Source organism: Arthrobacter sp. B055-34 (genome assembly GCF_059090425.1).
In genome coordinates this window covers 22,852-38,718 of the sequence record NZ_JBNHFQ010000002.1, presented here as the reverse complement: position 1 = coordinate 38,718, position 15,867 = coordinate 22,852, and the positions used below count along the sequence as shown (strand labels likewise).

Here is a 15,867-nt window from a genome sequence, read left to right as displayed (position 1 = left end):
ATGACCGGGGAACCCAAGGAGCTTGACACGAGCCCGGCGCCATCTATGGGCGCGAGTGAGAAAACGTTGCGGGTGCTCGAGGCCGCGATCCTCTACGACCGCTTCACCGACATCGTCGAAGAGACCGGGCTGCCCAAGGCGACTGTGCACCGTATTCTCGCGACGCTGGCGGAGTTGAAGTTCATCACCGGCGATAGCGATCGCGGTTATCACCCAGGCTCCCGTCTCCTCGGCATTGCTGGCCGGGCCATCTCCCGGCTGGACATCTCCTTCATCGCGGAGCCGATCGTCGAGAAGCTCGTACGCGAAGTCGACTGCACGGTTCACGTCGGCGTCGTGAATGGTTTCGAGATGGTGTACGTCATCCGCAAGGACTCGTCGAAGCCCTATCGGATGGCTTCGCGCGTGGGGTTACCGATGCCGATGCACTGCTCTGGCATGGGAAAGGTTGTGCTCGCGAGCTGGACGCCTGAGCAGGTGGCCCAGTTGGTAGCCGAGGTGGGCCTGCCGCCCCGCACCGACAAGACCATCACCGATCCCGAACAGTTGCGCACAGAGCTCGCGAACGTGCGTCAACGGGGTTATGCGCTAGATCTCGGTGAGAATGAGCGCGGCACGGTGTGCGTCTCAGCTCCGATCCGGGATCACCTCGGACGAGTGATGTATGGCCTGTCGATCTCATCGCTTGAGCTTGAATACCCTGGCTCCACAATCGAGCAGTTTGCGCCGCAAGCAGTCGCCGCCGCGGACGCGATCTCCCGGGCGCTTGGCTCTTCGGTGGACCGCGCGAGCGCCTAGTGCCTAGGCTCTCTGCGCAGGGGTGGTCCGCGCGCAGTTTCGGATGCTGAAGCCTGGATCAAAGGCCTACGCGAAATGGCAGGGGCCGGTCACCGGCTAAGTGATGCCCGTTGACCGGCCCAGTTTGCGCTCGCGTTACCGCATCAGAGCGCTCCGCTTGCCACAGGAACAGCCCGCATCTTCACCAGACGAGCCGATACCGCAGTTGAACAATATCGTCGCCGATCGCCCGCGCATCGAGGTCAGTTAGTCGGAACATAGGAACCGCGTGCCCTCCGCCCCACCAAGGACGACGATGGATATTTGCGACGAGGGCGGGATGCACGAGTAAACTGATTTCGTCGACGAGGCCTCCGGCCATCAGAGCGCCAACCAACTTGCCGCCGCTATCTACGCGGAGCCTCTGCACACCGTACAGGCTCCGCAGTTTAGCCAATGCGGCCGCAAGATCGACCCGTTGGCCGCCTGTGACGATTTCTTCCACACCGTGTGTCGGACTGAGGGCATTGCCCCTCAAGGCAATCACGCGCGACCAATGGCCAACGTCGCGGAGCGCATTCCAGGCAATCACCCGATACCCGCTATCCACAACGGCAAGTATGGGGCCGCCCTCCTTCGGTCCTGGCAGGTCGGCATCCGCCAACTCGTTCTCCTGCGCCAATATCGTGTCGGCTCCCACGAGCGTGGCATCCTCTTGCCACTCGGCCGCCAATGAATAGAACTGAGAGACGTCCGGTTGGAACCCGGAAAAGGAGCCATCGAGCGAAACGGCCATATGTACGAGTACGTACGGACGATGATCACCGGGCAACGTAGCCATGTATTAAGGAAAGCACGTCTACGGAACCGCCAACCTTTGACAACTCAAAGTTCGGATACTCAGACCGGCCGCAGCCCTCGGGCATGCAGTGAAGTGGCGGGAAGCCACAAAGGTTCCCGCCACTTCGCCGTCGTGCAGCTGAGCCGCAGGAGGGTCCTAGCGGGCCGAGGTGCGGACCAGTTTCTTGTTGACGAACTCGTCCATGCCGTACTTGCCCAGTTCGCGGCCGACGCCGGAGCGCTTGACGCCGCCGAAGGGCAGTTCAGCCGCGGTGCCGCCCGGTTCGTTGATGTAGACCATTCCTGCCTCGATCTGCTCGGCGATGCGCTGGGCCTTCTCGCCGTCGTTGGTGTGGATCGAGGCGCCGAGACCGAAGGGGGTATCGTTGGCCAGCCGGATGGCTTCGTCCTCGGAGGACGCCTTGAAGACCATGGCGACCGGCCCGAAGAGTTCCTCGCGGAATGCTTTCATGTCGGGCGTGACATCGGTCAGCACGGTCGGCTGGAAGAAGGCGGAATCGTCGCTGACCTTGCCGCCGCCGGTGCGGACCACGGCGCCTTCGGCTACCGCGGAGTCCACCTGCTTGGCGAGGTTGTCGGCCGCAGCCTGTGAGGACAGCGGGCCCAGGTAGGTCTTGGGATTAGTCGGATCGCCGGGGGTGATGGCAGCGAGGGCGCTGGTGAACTTCTCCACGAACTCGTCGTAGATGTCCTCCATCACGACGAAGCGCTTGGACGCGTTGCAGGCCTGGCCGCCGTTCGTCATGCGGCCGAAAACAGCGGTCTTGACGGACTTGTCCAGGTCCTTGGTATCCAGGAGCAGGAACGGGTCTGAACCGCCTAGTTCGAGCACGACCTTCTTGAGGTTGCGGCCGGCGATTTCGGCCACGGCGGCGCCGGCGCGTTCTGAGCCCGTGAGCGAGACGCCTTGGACGCGCGGGTCGGCGATGATGTCCGCGACCTGCTCGTTGGTGGCGAAGATGTTGACGTAGGATCCTTCGGGTGCGCCGGCGTCCTTGAAGATCTGTTCCATGGCCAGGGCCGACTCCGGGCACTGCGGGGCGTGCTTGAGCAGGATGGTGTTGCCGTTCATCAGGTTCGGCGCGGCGAAGCGGGCCACCTGGTAGTACGGGTAGTTCCAGGGCATGATCCCCAGCAGCACGCCGAGGCCTTCCTTGCGGACCACGGCCTTTCCGCCCGCAACGACGTCGAGCTCTTCGTCTTCCAGGAACTTGGGGCCGTTCTCGGCGTAGTAGCGGTAGATCGATGCGACGATGTCGACCTCGAAGCCAGCCTGGCGGATGGGCTTGCCCATTTCGCGGGTGATGATGGCGGCCAGCTCGTCGCGGCGCTCTTCATAGAGTTCGGCAACACGGTTGAGCAGCTTCACGCGCTCCTCCAGCGGGCTCCGGGTCCACTTCCGGAAGGCGCTGTCCGTGCGCTCCAAGGCTGTCTGGATTTCGACGTCGGTAGCCGTGGGGTACTCCTTGACGGTTTCACCGGTGGCCGGGTTCGTGACGGCATAAAGAGTCATATGTTCTCCTGCTGGTTGGTGATGACGTGGAAGATGGCCGGGGGGCGGCATCAGCCGCCTGAACGTTTGAGTTTACGGATTTAGCGTCGGCATCGAAAGCCCGGGCGTGGCGGGCGACACAAAGATTTTCACAGTTCACCATGGATCACAGCGCCGCCGACCACAGTGGCGGTAACGACTACGTCCTTGATGTTTTCCGGGGCAACCTCGTACAGGTCTTCGGAGAGGGTGACGAAATCGGCGAGCTTGCCGTGTGTCAGGGCGCCCTTGTCATGGTCTTCGTGGACGGCATAGGCGCTGCCCACGGTGTAGGCATGGACCGCCTGCGCCACCGTTATCCGCTCCGCGGGAACGAAGTCCGCGCCGGAAGCCGTCTTGCGGTTGACCATGTCGTGGATGTTCAGGATCGGGTTCACCTCCACCACAGGGGCGTCCGTGCTGGCCGGAACCTCGAGGCCGGCATCAAACAGACCCTTGATCCGGTAGGTCAGCTTCACCCGTTCCGACCCCATGGCCTGCGCCGCGCCGTCGCCCAGTTCGAAGACGAACCGGCCCTGCGGAACCGGGATCAGGCCCAACTCCTTGATCCGGCGGATCTGCGCGTCGCTGGCAACCGACACGTGCTCGATGCGGTGCCTGGCGTCCTCGCGGGGGAAGAGCCGCTGGGCTTCCTCGAAGATATCCATCACGACGTCCAGGGCGGCGTCGCCGATAGCATGGGTAGCCACTTGCCAGCCCGCGCGGTGGGCGCCGATGATGCGTTGCCGCAGCATCTCCTGCGGGAACTGCAGCAGGCCGCGGTTACCGTTTTCCGGAGGGGAGTCGAGGGCGTAGTCGTGGCTCATGAAGGCACTGCGGCCGATCAACGAGCCATCGGAGAGGATCTTGGTGGGCCCGATCCGCAGCCACTCGTCGCCCAGGCCGCTGCGGATGCCCAGGTCGAGACCCCACGGAGCTCCTGTTTCATCTGAGCCGTCCAAGGGATGCAGCGTGGTCAGATAGGGCATCACCGTGGCACGCACGCCCAGCTTCCCGGCGTCGCGCGCGGTTTGGTAACCGGCGATGTCGGCGGGGCTGTGGCCGATGTGTGCGGGAGCGCCGAGGCCAGGCTCGGTGATGCTGGTGACGCCGAGCGGCAGGACCTTGCGGCTGCCGGCTTCGACCATCGCGGCGACGTCGTCGACGGTCGGGATGGGGATGCTGTCCGTGACCAGTGCCCGAGCCGTTTCCTGCAGCAGCCCGACGGCACGGCCGTCTGCATCGATCGGTACGGCGCCGCCGTCGGGCGCTTTTGTTCTACGGCGTCCGCTGAAGCCGGCGGCTTCGAACGCGGCCGTGTTGGCCACGCCCATATGGCGGGAGTTGTGGATCAGCCAGACCGGGTGGCCGTTGCTGACGGCGTCAAGCTGCTCTGCGGTGGGGTGCTGGCCGTCCAGATAGTTCTGGTTGTAGCCGGCGCCCTGGACCCAGGCGCCATCGGGTGCATCGGCGCAAGCAGTACCAACGACGGCGAGCAGGTCCTCCATCGTCGGGCAAACGGACGGCCGCAGGTCCACCTGCAATTCGGCCAGCCCCACCATGGACAGGTGGCAGTGGGCATCATTAAAACCGGGAACGACGGCGGCACCGCCGAGGTCGTAAACCTTGCGGAAGTGCGTGGCCGGCAGCTCGTCGTCGAGGCTGATGATCCGGCCGGCATGGACGCCAAGCGCGCTGGCACGGGGACGGGACGGATCCTGGGTGTAGATGACCCCGTTGATGAAGAGTGTCTCGAACAGCATGGCGCCTCCGATAGCTGGAAATGCTTCCTCGCCTGACTCCCGCTACCAGTGTTCCACGCCTCCCTGTTGCCGAGGAGTCTCCGGCGCCGAAAACATGAAGAGGCAGCGGAGGCAAGGGGCGGGGTTGACACCGCATGGTGACCTGTTTCATACTCGTGGAAACGATTTCATGGAATCGATTCCACTAACTGGTGGACGGGCAAATGGTTGCCGCGTTTTCGTGAGCTGACAAGCAAAGGAGCTGCTGTGCGGGGTGTGACGATCCGCGATGTCGCGGCCCGTGCGGGTGTTTCCCCGGCCACGGCTTCCCGCGTTCTCTCCGGCCATCCGGCAACCTCCGTACTGTCGCGGGAACGCGTGGAGCAGGCTGTCGCCGAGCTCGGCTTCCGCCCGAATGCGCAGGCACGCTCGCTGCGCTCTACCCGCACCAGTACCATTGGACTGCTGATCTCCGACGTCCGGAACCCCTTCTTCGCCGACCTCGCCCATGCCGCGGAGCAGCAGGCGCTTGAACTTGGACTGATTACCCTGCTGGCCAACGCTAATGAGAGCGTCGAGCAGCAGAACCGCTACCTGGACGTCCTGCTGGCGCAGCGGGTCGACGGGCTGATCCTGGTGCCGCAGGGCGGGGACAACGCCAATGTCGAAATGCTGGCTTCGAGCGGACTGCCGGCGGTATTCGTGGACCGCGTGATTGACGATATCGATCTGCCCAGCGTGACCGCAGATAATTCCAGCGGCATGGGCGAGGCGGTGCAGCATCTGGCGGAGCTGGGCCACCGCAGGATCGGTTACATATCCGGGCCGCGGTCCGCCTCCACCGGCAGGGAACGCTTCGCTGCGTTCCAGGCTGCGACCAAGGCGTGCGGACTGGAGCAGGATCCGGAACTGGTGGTGTTCGGTGACTTCCAGGCTGGCAGCGGCGCTGCGGGTGCCCGGCAGCTCCTCGAACTCTCCGACGCACCCACCGCCTTGATCGCCGCGGACGGTCTGATGACCATGGGTGCAGTCAGGGTCTGTCAGGAACTGGGCATTCGCATCGGCGAGGACCTGTCCCTGGTCGGCTACGACGACATCGATGCCTTCGCCATCATGCGTCCGGCGCTGACCCTGATCGCACAGGACGCCGACGAGATGGGCCGCACGGCCGTCCGGTTGCTGCATCAAGTGATTGCCGGGGAGAAACCGGAGCCGGTTATCCTACCCACCCGGCTGATGGTGCGCAAATCAACCGGACCTGCAAAGACTGGAGAGAACCGATGAACGGACAGCCGATTCTGACGCTGGAAAAAATCAGCAAATCCTTCGGGCCTGTGCAAGTCATCGACGAGGTGACCGTCAGCGTTCACGCGGGCAAGGTCCAGGTGCTGCTCGGCGAAAACGGTGCCGGCAAATCCACGCTGATCAAAATGATGGCCGGGGTCTACCAGCCCGACGGCGGACGGATCCTGCTCGACGGCGAACCGGTCAAGTTCCGAGACACCAACGCATCGGAGGCGGCCGGCATCGCCACTATCCACCAGGAACTGAACCTCGTGCCCACCATGTCCGTCGCGGAGAACATCATGATGGGCCGGTTCCCGAAGCGGTTCGGCATGGTGGACCGCCCGGCACTCCGCAAGCAGGCACGCGCGGCCCTGGACCTGATCGGCCTGGACATCGACCTGGACCAGCCGGTGGGTGAACTCGGCATCGCCCGGCAGCAGCTGGTGGAGATCGCCAAGGCGCTCAGCCTTGATGCCCGCATGCTGATTCTGGACGAGCCGACGGCGGCACTCACGCGGCGCGAGATCGCCGCGTTGTTCAGCGTGGTGCACGATCTGCGCGAGCGCGGCGTGGGCATGGTGTTTATCAGCCACCACCTCGATGAGATCGCCGAAGTGGGCGATTCCGTCTCGGTCCTGCGCGACGGCAAATTCGTGGCCGAGGTGCCCGCGGACACGGCCGAGCCGGAGTTGGTCCGCCTCATGGTGGGCCGCGATATCAGCCAGCAGTTTCCACGCCGCCGCGAGTATACCGGTCCGTCCGAGCCACTGTTGGAAGTGGAGGGGCTGTCCATCAAGGGCCTGGTCAACAACATGGGCTTCACCGTGCACGCCGGCGAAGTGGTGGGCCTTGCCGGGCTGGTGGGTGCCGGCCGGACGGAAGTAGTCCGCGCCGTCGCGGGTGTGGATCCCTATGACTCGGGCGCCGTCACCATCAGGGGCCGGAAAATCCCGCGGCACAACATCAGCGCCGGAATCAAGGCCGGACTGGGGCATGTGCCCGAAGACCGCAAAGTCCAGGGCCTGGTGCTGGACGCCTCCGTGAACGAGAACATTGGCTACGCCACGCTGGCCAGCACAGCCAAGGCTGGTCTGGTGGACTTCAAGGGCCAGCGCGACAAGGCGCAGGATGTGGCAGGAAAATTGCGCATCCGGATGAGCGGACTGGACCAGACGGTGCGCTCGCTCTCCGGCGGCAACCAGCAGAAGGCCGTGTTCGGCCGCTGGATCGCGGCCGGCGCCAAAGTGCTCCTGCTCGACGAACCAACCCGTGGCGTCGACGTCGGCGCCAAGGTGGAAATTTATGAGCTGATCAACTCGGTGACCGCTGCCGGCGGCGCCGTGCTTATGGTCTCCAGCGAACTGCCGGAAGTGCTCGGAATGAGCGACAGGATCCTGGTGATGAGCGGAGGGCATCTCTCCGGCGAACTGGCAGCAGAAGACGCCACGCAGGACAAGGTCATGACACTGGCCGTCCGGGACGTGGTGCGGGACTTGGAAGACAAGAGTTAAGGGACTAAGAACATGACTACTGCTGTGAAGGCCGAGAAGCGCCAAGGCCCGGACATCAAGAAGTTCCTGGCGAACAACGGGGCGCTGGTCGGGCTGCTGGTGCTCTGCCTGGCGCTGTTTATTGCGACGCCGGACTTCCTCACTGCCGGGAACATGCTCAACATCGGTATCCAGGCGTCCACTATTGCCGTGCTGGCTTTCGGGATGACCTTCGTGATCGTGGCAGCCGGCATCGACCTCTCGGTGGGATCGGTGGCGGCGCTGTCCGCGATGGTTTCCGCCTCAATGTTCACTACCGCCGGCCTCAATGGCTGGGTCGCGCTGCTGGGCGGGCTCCTGACCGGAGCGGCGTGCGGTGTCGCCAGCGGTCTGGCCACCGCCTACGGCCGGTTGCCTTCCTTCATCGCCACCCTGGCGATGCTCAGCGTGGCCCGCGGGCTGACGCTGGTGATCTCCGAAGGCAGGCCGGTGCGGACGGCCGACCAGGTCTCGTTCCTGGGCGGCAACATCGGGCCGATCCCGATGCCCATTGTGGTGCTGGTGGTCGCCGGCCTGGTCGCTGCCTTCCTGCTCAACCGCACAGTCATCGGCCGCTACATGTATGCGGTAGGCGGCAACAAGGAGGCCGCCCGGCTCTCCGGCATCCCGGTCCAGAAGGTGCTGGTCATTGTCTTCGCCCTCTCCGGCCTGTTTGCCGGTCTGGCCGGAATGCTGCTCTCCGGACGGCTGGACTCGGCCCAGCCGCAGGCAGCGGTGGGCTACGAACTGGACGCGATTGCCGCCGTCGTTATTGGCGGTGCCTCCCTGGCCGGCGGCGTCGGCCGGATCTCCGGCACGCTCGTGGGCGCCCTTGTCCTGGTAGTGATCCGCAATGGCCTGAACCTGCTCAATGTGTCCTCCTTCTGGCAGCAGGTAGTGATCGGCCTGGTCATCGCGCTGGCCGTGGGGATCGACGTGCTGCGCCGCAAGAACACCATCCACTGACATCCGAACAACCCGAACAAATTACTAGAGAAGGATCCAAAACAATGAAGTTCACATCTTTCAAGCGCAGCACAGCCGTGCTGGCCCTGGGCCTGACCGTGGCGCTGGGAGCGACCGGCTGCAACCGCGGCGAAGAAGGCGCGTCCGGTGGCCAGGTGACCCTGGCCGTCTCCACCCTCAACAACCCGTTTTTCGTCGACCTGCGCGACGGCGCCACCGAGGCCGCCGAGGCCGCGGGCATGACGCTGGAAGTAGTCGACGCGCAGAACGATTCGGCCACCCAGACCAACCAGCTGGCCACCGCCGCGACCAGCGGTGTGCAGGGCGTCATCATCAACCCGGTGGACTCGGACTCGGCAGCCGCGGCGGTCAGCCCGCTGCTGGAAAACAACATCCCCGTCATCGCGGTTGACCGCGCGGTCAACGACGCCGAAATCGCATCCCTGGTCTCCAGCGACAACGTCGCCGGCGGCAAGCAGGCCGCTGACGAGCTGGCCAAGGCCATGGGCGAAAAGGGCAAAGTGATCGTGCTCCAGGGCGTGGCCGGCACCTCCGCCAGCCGCGACCGCGGCGCCGGTTTCGAAGAGGGCATCAAGGCCTACCCGGACATCGAGGTAGTGGCCAAGCAGACCGCCAACTTCGACCGCGCACAGGCACTCGACGTCGCCACCAACCTGCTGCAGGCCAACTCCGACGTGACCGGCATCTTCGCCGAAAATGACGAGATGGCCCTCGGCGCCATCCAGGCGCTGGGCGACAGGGCCGGCACGGACGTCAAGGTGGTCGGCTTCGACGGCACCGGAGACGCCCTCGCCGCGATCCAGGCCGGCACCATGACCGCGACCATCGCGCAGCAGCCCTCCGAGCTGGGCAAGCGCTCGGTGGAACTGATGGCGCAGCTGCTGGCCGGCGAGACCGTCGAGTCCGACGTGCCGGTCCCGGTAACCACCGTGACCGAGGAAAATGTGGAGGAATTCATCAAGTGAACGGCCTGACCGTCGTCGTAGGATCCATCAATGCGGATCTGCTGATCCGCCTTGACCGCCATCCGGGCCCCGGCGAAACGCTGCTGGGCGAATCGATGGCAGTTCTGCCCGGCGGTAAGGGCGCCAACCAGGCTGTTGCCGCGGCCCAGCTGGGAGCGGCAACGGCGCTGGTAGGCGCCGTGGGCAATGACGCTTATGCCGACATTGCCCTCTCCGGACTCCGTGCAGCCGGCGTGGATCTCACCGGTCTGGTGCATCCGGACGGCTCCACGGGCGTGGCCCTGGTGGAGGTGGACCGGCAAGGCGAAAACACCATTGTGGTGATCCCCGGTGCCAACGGGACCGTGGACAGGGCCGCCGTCGAAAGCCAGCGCGAGCTGATCGCCTCGGCGGAGATCGTGCTGCTGCAGGGCGAGATCCCCCGGTGCGGCATCGAAGCTGCGGCCGCGCTCGCCACCGGACGGGTCATGCTGAACCTGGCCCCCGTGGTTGATCTGGATCCGGCGGTTGTCCGCGCTGCCGATCCGTTGGTGGTCAACGAACACGAAGCCGAGCTCGCGCTGACCGGTTTGGGCGGGCAGCCCGCAGGAAACGGCCACGAGGATCTGGTCCGCGGGCTCCTTGACGCGGGGGTGCGGTCCGTCGTCATGACCGTTGGCTCCGCGGGTGCCTTGGTCGGAGAAACCACGGACGACGGCGGCGCTTCCGTCACCGTGATACCGGCGCCAAAGGTTAGGGCCGTGGATACGACGGGGGCCGGCGACGCGTTCACCGGAGCCCTTGCCGCTGCCCTGTCCCGCGGCGAGGACCTTGCCGCAGCCGCCCGTTTCGCTGCGCGTGTCGGCGCCTTCGCGGTGCAGGCAGCCGGTGCGCAGCCTTCGTATCCGACGCTGGCCGATGAGCTGCCGGCGGTCAGGCGAGGCATTGAACCCGAAGAAGCGGAGCAGCGTTGAAGAAGACAGGCATCCTGAATCCGGCGCTCAACGCCGGGTTGTCCCGGCTGGGCCACGGGCACTTGGTGGTTATCGCGGACTGCGGACTGCCCCTGCCGGCAGCCGGTCCCGTGGTTGACCTCGCGCTGGTGCGGGGTGTTCCCCGGTTCGCCGAGGTCCTGGATGCGGTGCTGGCCGAGCTCGAAGTCGAGGCGAGCACCGCAGCCGCCGAAACCGGTCCCGAGGTGCTGGGCTGGCTGGAGCAACGCGGCCTGCAGCCCGGCCTGATAAGCCACGAGGAACTGAAGGCCCTGCTCCCGCAGGCGGCCCTGATCATTCGTACGGGGGAAGCCACCCCCTACGCCAACGTGGTGCTGCGCTGCGGCGTCCCGTTCTAGAAACGGCGCCTACTGAAACCAACGACGGCGGGTGAGCCACCGCCGTCGTAAATGTCCGGGTTGGCTAGGACAATTGCCTAGGTTGTTACGCACATACGCAGGATCGGCCGGGCAGTTGTTGGCCGCGCCACAGCCGTCGGATAGTGTCTGCAACATTATGGCGCTGGCAAACACACAGACTGATTCTTCCCGCCTGACCCACCGCTCCGCGATGTCTCTCTCGGCTGTCCTGGCCGGGCTTATCGCCGTGGCCGTCTCCTATGCCGGGCCCCTGCTGGTGGTGCTCGAAGCGGCGAAAAGCGCGGGGCTGACGCCCGAGCAGACCATTTCGTGGGTGTGGGCGGTTTCGATTGCCAGCGGGCTGGTGTGTACGGTGCTGAGCCTGTTCACCCGCCAGCCGGTGATGGTGGCCTGGTCCGTTCCCGGCGCCGCGCTGCTGCTGACTGCCCTAGGCGACTACTCTTACTCCGACACTATCGGCGCGTACATCGTCGCGGGCATCCTGGGCACCGTCCTCGGGGTCACGGGGCTCTTCGGCAAGCTGCTGGCCGCGGTGCCGAAGCCTATTCTCGCCGGCGTCCTGGCCGGCGTGCTGCTGCCCTTCGTGGTCAATGCGGCTTCGGCCGTGATCGCCTCCCCGCTGGTGGCCGGCGGCCTGGTCCTGGCTTATTTGGCGGGCAAGCGCTTCCTGCCGCGGTATGCGGTTTTCGTGGCGCTGTTTGCCGGCGTCGTTCTTGCCATCTCCACCGGGGAGCTTGCCGCGCCGCAGCTGTCCCTCTCGCTGGCCGGCCCGTTGTGGACCATGCCCACGTTCAACGCGACGGCGATCATGGGCATTTCCATACCGCTGCTGATCGTCACCATGGCAGGCCAGAACGGGCCGGGACTGGCGATGATGCACGCCAGCGGCTACGAGCCGAACGACAAGCTGCTGCTCGGCGCGTCCGGGGTGGCGTCGGTGCTGTTCGCCCCGTTCGGCTCCCACGCCATCAACCTCGCCGCCATCACCGCCGGTATCTGCGCCGGTCCGGAGGCCCACCCCGATCCGCGGCGCCGTTACGTTGCCGGGGTTTTCTGCGGCTTGTTCTATCTGGCGTTCGGCACCTTCAGCACGGCGATCGTGGCGCTGTTTGCGGTGATCCCGGGGGAGATGCTCACCGCCCTGGCCGGGGTGGCCCTGATCGGTGCGCTGCAGGGATCCTTCAAGGACACCGTGACGGCGGACAAGGCCTCGTCGGCTGTCCTGGAAGCTGCGCTGATCACCCTGGTGGTGACGGCGTCCGGCGTTGCGCCGTGGGGCATCGTGTCGCCGTTCTGGGGATGCCTGGCCGGCACGGTGTCCTACCTGATCCTGCGCAGACGCGCCAAGGTTTAACGCCTGGTCTCGCTGTGGCGGGCCCCGGAAGCTTCGGCAGCCGGGGTCCGTTGGCTTTTCCACGACGGGAATACGCCCGGTTTTACGCGGGATTACAGGGCAAAAGGATTCAGACAATCGAGGGTGGTTTTAGGATGCCGGGAGTCTTGCTGGACCCCCTAGCCGCGACTAGGCAAATGTCTGGTGCGACGCAGGTCACAGTACTGCGAGGGTGGAATATCTGATTTGGACCGGCTGCCAAGAGGCCTGCCGGGCAACGACGCCCAACGTTGAATGGAGTGACCATGACCGAAACCTTGGATAGCATCCGCACTCACCTTGAGGACGCCCTGATCGAGGATCATGAGAACGGGATCCACCGGGCCAAGCGGAGTATCTTCACCGACGAGGAGATCTTCGAGCTCGAGATGAAGCACATTTTCGAGGGCAACTGGGTGTACCTGGCGCATGAGAGTCAGATCCCGAATGTGGGCGATTACTTCACTACCTATATCGGACGGACTCCGGTGGTCATTTCCCGGTCCAAGGACGGCGAGCTGAACTGCCTGGTCAACGCCTGCAGCCACCGCGGCGCGATGCTGTGCCGGCGCAAGACGGATAACCGCAACAACTTCACCTGCCCGTTCCACGGCTGGACGTTCAACAACAAGGGTAAGCTGCTCAAGGTCAAGGACTCCCGCGACGCCGGCTACCCCGAGCAGTTCAACAAGGACGGCTCGCACGACCTGACCAAGGTCGCCCGCTTCGAGTCCTACCGCGGCTTCCTCTTCGGCTCGCTGAAGGAAGACGTCAAGCCGCTCGAAGAGCACCTGGGCGATTCCACCAAGATCATGGACATGATCGTGGATCAGTCCCCGGAAGGCCTCGAGGTGCTGCGCGGCGCCTCCACCTACACCTATGACGGGAACTGGAAGGTCCAGGCCGAGAACGGTGCCGACGGCTACCATGTCTCCGCCACGCACTGGAATTACGCGGCGACGACTGCCCGCCGGACCGCGGGCGAGTCCAGCAATGAGACGAAGGCGATGGACGCCGGTACCTGGGGCAAGCAGGGCGGCGGCTACTACTCCTTCGAGCACGGCCACCTGCTGCTGTGGATGTGGTGGGGCAACCCCGAAGACCGCCCGCTGTACGAGCGGCGCGAAGAGCTCGCGCTGGAGTTCGGCGCCGAGAAGGCGGAGTTCATGGTGGGCGCTTCACGCAACCTGTGCCTCTACCCGAACGTCTACATCATGGACCAGTTCTCCTCGCAGATCCGCCACTTCCGGCCGATCTCGGTGGACCAGACCGAGGTCACCATCTACTGCATCGCACCGAAGGGCGAGTCCGATGCGGCGCGGGCAAACCGGATCCGCCAGTACGAGGACTTCTTCAACGCCTCCGGCATGGCCACGCCGGACGACCTGGAGGAATTCCGCTCCTGCCAGAAGACCTACCTCGCGGGCACGGCGAAGTGGAACGATCTCAGCCGCGGGGTGACCCACCAGCTGAACGGGCCGGACGAGCAGGCCAAGAAGATCGGCCTGAACCCGCTCTCCAGCGGCGCGAAGACCGAGGACGAAGGCCTGTACCCCGTGCAGCACGGTTACTGGCTGCAAAGCATTAAGGCAGCGGTCGAGGCCGAAGCCGCCGAGAAGAACAACGCCTAAGGAGCATCGACGATGACTGCAACCGCTGAACAGCCCGCCACCGCCGTCGCACTGGAGGACATCCAGCAGTTCCTCTACCGCGAGGCACGGTTCCTGGACGACCGCGAATTCGAGAAATGGATCGACTGCTACCACCCTTCGGCCGAGTTCTGGATGCCGGCCTGGGACGACAACGATGAACTCACCGAGGATCCGCAGCGCGAGATCTCGCTGATCTACTACTCCAACCGCGGCGGCATCGAGGACCGGGTCTTCCGGATCCGCACCGACCGCTCCAGCGCCACCAGCCTGCCCGAGCCGCGCACCGGCCACAACATCACCAACGTCGAGGTGATCGAGCAGCGCGGTGACACGGTGGACGTGCGCTTCAACTGGTTCACGCTGTACTACCGCTACAACAACGTGGACACCTACTTCGGCACCTCCTTCTACACGCTCGATTTCTCCGGTACCCAGCCGGTCATCATGAAGAAGAAGGTCGTCCTGAAGAACGACTACATCCACCACGTCGTGGACGTCTACCACATCTGATCGAGCGGCTGCCGGACCGGGATCCTTGTCCGGCAGCCGAAGGCACCGCCTCCCCAGACAGCCCCGGTCCCGATGGAAACGAGTTCCCATGTCCTATCAAGTTGCCCTCACTTTCGAAGACGGCATGACCCGATTCATCAAGTGCAACACCTATGAAACGGTGGCCGACGCCGCCTACAAGGCCCGCATCAACATCCCCTTCGACTGCCGCGACGGCGCGTGCGGTACCTGCAAGGCTTTCTGCGAGTCAGGAAATTACGACGCCGGCGAGTACATCGACGAAGCGCTCACCGAGGACGAAGCGGACAAGGGCTTCTGCCTGCCGTGCCAGATGGTCCCGGAATCGGACCTGGTGCTGCAGATTTCCGGCACGGCAGAAATGGCGAAAACCGGAGCCCAGACCTTCCAGGCGAAGATTGCGGACCTGCACTGGTTCGCGGACAACACCGCCGGCTTCACCCTGGACATCGAGAACCGCGACGAGCTGTCCTTCCTGCCGGGCCAGTACATGAATGTGGCTGTACCGGGCACGGACGCCGTCCGGTCCTACTCCTTCAGCAGCGGGCCCAGTTCCGAACAGCTGAAGTTCCTGGTCCGCACCGCCCCGGACGGAGCCATGACCGGCTACCTGAAGGACCGCGCGCAGGCGGGTGACGTGCTGGAGCTGACCGGACCGATGGGCAGCTTCTTCCTCCGCGACATCAAGCGCCCCACCCTGATGCTCGCCGGAGGCACCGGGATCGCACCGCTGCTGGCCATGCTGGAAAAGCTCGACACTACCGAACAGGGCCATCCACTGCACCCGATCCACCTGGTCTACGGCGTGACCTTCGACAAGGACCTGGTGGAGCTAGACAAACTGGAGTACTACGCGGAGCGGATCAAGGAGTTCACCTTCGACTACTGCGTCGCCGACCCCGAAAGCGCTGCGGAGAAGAAGGGCTACGTCACCCAGCACATCGCCGAGGAACAGCTCAACGGCGGCGACGTGGACGTCTACCTCTGCGGACCGCCGGCCATGGTCGACGCCGTGCGCAAGTATTGGGACGGCCAGGGGATCGTGCCGGAAAACTTCTACTACGAGCGCTTCGCCGTCGGCTCCACCAGCTCCATCAAGGAGACGGGGGAGGAACACGAAGGCCAGCCCGGCCACACCGAAGTCTCCGGTGACAATCGGGGAATGCCATGATTTCCCCCGGCCGCTTCGCGGGCTAGTTTCCTGCCGGCCGCTCCCCGCGGCTAAATCCTGCCGGCCTTCGACGGCCGCGCAGTCCCCATTTCGACACGAATCCCTATCGCGCCC

At 64.9% G+C, this 15,867-nt stretch carries 14 protein-coding genes; 11 read left to right on the top strand and 3 right to left on the bottom strand.

Annotation, left to right across the window (positions count from 1 at the left end):
• Complete coding sequence (locus AC5RWO_RS03290; RefSeq protein WP_498729384.1) at positions 1–798, top strand: IclR family transcriptional regulator; 798 nt, start codon at positions 1–3, stop codon at positions 796–798.
• Positions 799–979: 181 nt separating this feature from the next.
• Here AC5RWO_RS03290 and AC5RWO_RS03285 read toward each other — a convergent pair whose 3' ends face one another.
• The 3 genes from AC5RWO_RS03285 to AC5RWO_RS03275 form a co-directional block, all read right to left on the bottom strand.
• Positions 980–1,618 carry a RibD family protein gene (locus AC5RWO_RS03285; protein WP_498729383.1) on the bottom strand — a complete coding sequence of 213 codons (639 nt, stop codon included), beginning with the start codon at positions 1,616–1,618 and terminating at the stop codon, positions 980–982.
• 156 nt (positions 1,619–1,774) lie between these two features.
• Positions 1,775–3,151 carry an NAD-dependent succinate-semialdehyde dehydrogenase gene (locus AC5RWO_RS03280; RefSeq protein ID WP_498729381.1) on the bottom strand — a complete coding sequence of 459 codons (1,377 nt, stop codon included), beginning with the start codon at positions 3,149–3,151 and terminating at the stop codon, positions 1,775–1,777.
• A 128-nt stretch (positions 3,152–3,279) separates the two neighbouring features.
• Positions 3,280–4,932, bottom strand: a complete 1,653-nt coding sequence (locus AC5RWO_RS03275; protein ID WP_498729379.1) for an amidohydrolase — start codon at positions 4,930–4,932, stop codon at positions 3,280–3,282.
• A 246-nt stretch (positions 4,933–5,178) separates the two neighbouring features.
• Here AC5RWO_RS03275 and AC5RWO_RS03270 point away from each other — a divergent pair, with 246 nt between their 5' ends.
• The 10 genes from AC5RWO_RS03270 (at position 5,179) to benC (ending at position 15,753) form a co-directional block, all read left to right on the top strand.
• Positions 5,179–6,195 carry a LacI family DNA-binding transcriptional regulator gene (locus tag AC5RWO_RS03270; protein WP_498729378.1) on the top strand — a complete coding sequence of 339 codons (1,017 nt, stop codon included), beginning with the start codon at positions 5,179–5,181 and terminating at the stop codon, positions 6,193–6,195.
• The gene (locus AC5RWO_RS03265; protein ID WP_498729377.1) at positions 6,192–7,709 is read left to right on the top strand and encodes a sugar ABC transporter ATP-binding protein; all 1,518 of its coding nucleotides are present in this window, start codon (positions 6,192–6,194) and stop codon (positions 7,707–7,709) included. Before AC5RWO_RS03270 ends, AC5RWO_RS03265 begins: the two co-directional genes overlap by 4 nt.
• Positions 7,710–7,721: 12 nt before the next feature.
• Complete coding sequence (locus AC5RWO_RS03260; protein ID WP_498729376.1) at positions 7,722–8,693, top strand: ABC transporter permease; 972 nt, start codon at positions 7,722–7,724, stop codon at positions 8,691–8,693.
• A gap of 44 nt (positions 8,694–8,737) precedes the next feature.
• Entirely contained in the window at positions 8,738–9,679 is a 942-nt protein-coding gene (locus AC5RWO_RS03255; RefSeq protein WP_498729374.1) for a substrate-binding domain-containing protein, read from the top strand.
• The gene (locus tag AC5RWO_RS03250) at positions 9,676–10,632 is read left to right on the top strand and encodes a ribokinase (RefSeq protein ID WP_498729372.1); all 957 of its coding nucleotides are present in this window, start codon (positions 9,676–9,678) and stop codon (positions 10,630–10,632) included. Before AC5RWO_RS03255 ends, AC5RWO_RS03250 begins: the two co-directional genes overlap by 4 nt.
• Positions 10,629–11,009: a D-ribose pyranase gene (gene rbsD / locus AC5RWO_RS03245; RefSeq protein ID WP_498729370.1), complete on the top strand. Its 381-nt coding sequence runs from the start codon at positions 10,629–10,631 to the stop codon at positions 11,007–11,009. Before AC5RWO_RS03250 ends, rbsD begins: the two co-directional genes overlap by 4 nt.
• A gap of 157 nt (positions 11,010–11,166) precedes the next feature.
• Complete coding sequence (locus AC5RWO_RS03240; protein WP_498729368.1) at positions 11,167–12,384, top strand: benzoate/H(+) symporter BenE family transporter; 1,218 nt, start codon at positions 11,167–11,169, stop codon at positions 12,382–12,384.
• Between the two features lie 284 nt (positions 12,385–12,668).
• Complete coding sequence (benA, locus tag AC5RWO_RS03235) at positions 12,669–14,033, top strand: benzoate 1,2-dioxygenase large subunit (protein ID WP_498729367.1); 1,365 nt, start codon at positions 12,669–12,671, stop codon at positions 14,031–14,033.
• Between the two features lie 12 nt (positions 14,034–14,045).
• The gene (gene benB / locus AC5RWO_RS03230) at positions 14,046–14,564 is read left to right on the top strand and encodes a benzoate 1,2-dioxygenase small subunit (RefSeq protein WP_498729366.1); all 519 of its coding nucleotides are present in this window, start codon (positions 14,046–14,048) and stop codon (positions 14,562–14,564) included.
• A gap of 88 nt (positions 14,565–14,652) precedes the next feature.
• The gene (gene benC / locus AC5RWO_RS03225; protein ID WP_498729364.1) at positions 14,653–15,753 is read left to right on the top strand and encodes a benzoate 1,2-dioxygenase electron transfer component BenC; all 1,101 of its coding nucleotides are present in this window, start codon (positions 14,653–14,655) and stop codon (positions 15,751–15,753) included.
• Positions 15,754–15,867: the final 114 nt, after the last annotated feature.

Excerpts from the sequence above, each read along its gene's own strand:
- AC5RWO_RS03260 (WP_498729376.1), top strand. The coding sequence starts at position 7,722 with ATGACTACTGCTGTGAAGGCCGAGAAGCGCCAAGGCCCGGACATCAAG.
- AC5RWO_RS03290 (WP_498729384.1), top strand. The coding sequence starts at position 1 with ATGACCGGGGAACCCAAGGAGCTTGACACGAGCCCGGCGCCATCTATG.
- benC (WP_498729364.1), top strand. The coding sequence starts at position 14,653 with ATGTCCTATCAAGTTGCCCTCACTTTCGAAGACGGCATGACCCGATTC.
- AC5RWO_RS03280 (WP_498729381.1), bottom strand. The coding sequence starts at position 3,151 with ATGACTCTTTATGCCGTCACGAACCCGGCCACCGGTGAAACCGTCAAG.
- AC5RWO_RS03285 (WP_498729383.1), bottom strand. The coding sequence starts at position 1,618 with ATGGCTACGTTGCCCGGTGATCATCGTCCGTACGTACTCGTACATATG.
- benB (WP_498729366.1), top strand. The coding sequence starts at position 14,046 with ATGACTGCAACCGCTGAACAGCCCGCCACCGCCGTCGCACTGGAGGAC.
- AC5RWO_RS03265 (WP_498729377.1), top strand. The coding sequence starts at position 6,192 with ATGAACGGACAGCCGATTCTGACGCTGGAAAAAATCAGCAAATCCTTC.
- AC5RWO_RS03275 (WP_498729379.1), bottom strand. The coding sequence starts at position 4,932 with ATGCTGTTCGAGACACTCTTCATCAACGGGGTCATCTACACCCAGGAT.
- benA (WP_498729367.1), top strand. The coding sequence starts at position 12,669 with ATGACCGAAACCTTGGATAGCATCCGCACTCACCTTGAGGACGCCCTG.
- AC5RWO_RS03240 (WP_498729368.1), top strand. The coding sequence starts at position 11,167 with ATGGCGCTGGCAAACACACAGACTGATTCTTCCCGCCTGACCCACCGC.
- AC5RWO_RS03255 (WP_498729374.1), top strand. The coding sequence starts at position 8,738 with ATGAAGTTCACATCTTTCAAGCGCAGCACAGCCGTGCTGGCCCTGGGC.